The organism is Sphaerospermopsis reniformis, from assembly GCF_005402885.1.
Classification (GTDB): Bacteria; Cyanobacteriota; Cyanobacteriia; order Cyanobacteriales; family Nostocaceae; genus Sphaerospermopsis; species Sphaerospermopsis kisseleviana.
On record NZ_BJCE01000385.1, the window covers coordinates 1 to 3085 of the forward strand.

Below are 3085 nucleotides of genomic sequence, written 5' to 3' on the forward strand. Positions count from 1 at the left end.
AATATTAAACCTGGCATCGAGCTATTGTGACAGAGGGCAACCCCTCAACTATCGTCGCCGCAGCAGCGTTTCACCTCTGAGTTCGGGAAGGGATCAGTGTGGTTCCACCGCGCCATAGACACCAGGAAAATCCTTTGGGAAGTCAAAAGTCAAAAGTCAAAAGTCAAAAATAAGAAAATTTGAAATCTGAGTTTTAACATGACAAAACCCTGAAGACTGCAAGTAACGCGAATATTAGCAATGTGAGAGGTCAAGCCCTCGGTCTATTAGTACCCCTCTGCTACATACATTACTGTACTTCCACATAGAGCCTATAAACGGGTGTTCTGCCCGTGACCTTACCCACTTAAAGTGGTGAGAACACTCATCTTGAGGTGGGCTTCCCACTTAGATGCTTTCAGCGGTTATCCGCTCCGAACTTGGCTACCCAGCGTCTACCGTTGGTACGATAACTGGTACACCAGCGGTTCGTTCCTCCCGGTCCTCTCGTACTAAGGAGGACTCCTCTCAATGTTCTTACGCCTGCACCGGATATGGACCGAACTGTCTCACGACGTTCTGAACCCAGCTCACGTACCGCTTTAATGGGCGAACAGCCCAACCCTTGGGACGTACTTCCGCCCCAGGTTGCGATGAGCCGACATCGAGGTGCCAAACCTCCCCGTCGATGTGGACTCTTGGGGGAGATCAGCCTGTTATCCCTAGAGTAACTTTTATCCGTTGAGCGACGGCCATTCCATGCTGCGCCGTCGGATCACTAAGGCCTACTTTCGTACCTGCTCGACTTGTCGGTCTTGCAGTCAAGCTCTCTTAATGCCTTTACACTCGTCGCACGGTTTCCAAGCGTGCTGAGAGAACCTTTGCGCGCCTCCGTTACCTTTTAGGAGGCGACCGCCCCAGTCAAACTGCCCACCTGAAACTGTCCTCTCTCCGGCTCACGGAGATGAGTTAGAATTCTAGCTTCGCCAGAGTGGTATCTCACCGTTAGCTCCCTTCTCCCCACAAGGAGAAGTTCATCGCTTCCCACCTATCCTGCGCAAGCGAAGCCCGAACACAATTCCAGGCTACAGTAAAGCTTCATAGGGTCTTTCTGTCCAGGTGCAGGCAGTCCGTATCTTCACAGACATTCCTATTTCGCCGAGTCTCTCTCTGAGACACCATCCAGATCGTTACGCCTTTCGTGCGGGTCGGAACTTACCCGACAAGGAATTTCGCTACCTTAGGACCGTTATAGTTACGGCCGCCGTTCACCGGGGCTTCGGTCGTCAGCTTCATGTTACCACTGACCAACTTCCTTAACCTTCCGGCACTGGGCAGGCGTCAGCCCCCATACGTCCTCTTTCGAGTTTGCGGAGACCTGTGTTTTTGGTAAACAGTCGCCTGGATCTCTTCACTGCGACCCACTCTCGTGGGCACCCCTTCTTCCGAAGTTACGGGGCCATTTTGCCGAGTTCCTTAGAGAGAGTTATCTCGCGCCCCTTGGTATTCTCAACCTCCCTACCTGTGTCGGTTTCGGGTACGGGTAACATATGTTCATCACATTACTAGCTTTTCTTGGCACTATCCTTCACCATGCAACGGTCGTAACCGTCTCCCAAACCAATCAGGGTATGGTTATCTTTCATGCGTCCCTAGCAATGCTCCCATACGTTAGTCAGGGATTGTTGACCCTGTGTCCATCGACTACGCCTTTCGACCTCGCCTTAGGTCCCGACTAACCCAGAGTGGACGAACCTGGCTCTGGAACCCTTAGGGTTTCGGGGCATTGGATTCTCACCAATGTTTGCGCTACTCAAGCCGACATTCTCACTTCCGTTTCGTCCACAGCTGCTCGCCGCTACTGCTTCTACCTACGACGGAACGCTCCCCTACCGATTAATTAATTAATTAATCCCACAGCTTCGGTACATCACTTAGCCCCGTTCATTTTCGGCGCAGGATCGCTTGACTAGTGAGCTATTACGCACTCTTTCAAGGGTGGCTGCTTCTAGGCAAACCTCCTAGTTGTCTGTGCAATCCCACCTCCTTTATCACTTAGTGATGATTTGGGGACCTTAGCTGGTGGTCTGGGCTGTTTCCCTCTTGACGATGAAGCTTATCCCCCACCGTCTCACTGGCAATGTGTTCACTGGGTATTCTGAGTTTGTCTCGATTTGGTACCGGTCTCCCAGCCCGCACCGAAACAGTGCTTTACCCCCCAGCTTTAATCATTACCGCTGCGCCTCAACACATTTCGGGGAGAACCAGCTAGCTCCTGGTTCGATTGGCATTTCACCCCTAACCACACCTCATCCGCCGATTTTTCAACATCGGTCGGTTCGGACCTCCACTTGGTGTTACCCAAGCTTCATCCTGGACATGGTTAGATCACCAGGGTTCGGGTCTATAAATACTGATTATCGCCCTCTTCAGACTCGGTTTCCCTTTGGCTCCAGCATTCTCGCTTTAACCTACCAGTACCTATAAGTCGCCGGCTCATTCTTCAACAGGCACGCGGTCATCCGTTTAATCGGACTCCCACTGCTTGTAAGCTAATGGTTTCATGTTCTGTTTCACTCCCCTTCCGGGGTTCTTTTCACCTTTCCCTCGCGGTACTTGTTCGCTATCGGTCACACAGTAGTATTTAGCCTTACGAGATGGTCCTCGCTGATTCACACGGAATTTCACGTGCTCCGTGCTACTCGGGATTCAGCTACTATCCTTTAACTTTCGACTACAGGACTTTCACCTCCTCTGGTGCAGTATTTAGCTGCTTCGTCTAGCCTCTAGATTCGTTGTTGCTGTCCCACGACCCCAAAAGGTAAACCTCTTGGTTTAGGCTTTTCCCCTTTCGCTCACCACTACTAGGGGAATCTCTAGTTGATTTCTTTTCCTCTGGCTACTAAGATGTTTCAATTCGCCAGGTTGGCTCTTTCCTGTCTATATATTCAACAGGTAGTTCATAGGGTTGCCCCATTCGGATATTTCCGGCTCACCGTTTGCTTCCAACTCCCCGGAACATTTCGTCGGTAACCACGTCCTTCTTCGCCTCTGTGTGCCAAGGTATCCACCATTAGCCCTTATTAGCTTGACCACTTAACATTGG

The 3085-nt window shown here is 51.1% G+C and carries 2 rRNA genes; both read right to left on the minus strand.

Annotated features, from left to right (window positions below):
• Window positions 1-8: 8 nt before the first annotated feature.
• Window positions 9-126, minus strand: a 5S ribosomal RNA gene (gene rrf, locus FFR48_RS26675).
• Window positions 127-246: 120 nt separating this feature from the next.
• A 23S ribosomal RNA gene (locus FFR48_RS26680) occupies window positions 247-3073 on the minus strand.
• Window positions 3074-3085: the final 12 nt, after the last annotated feature.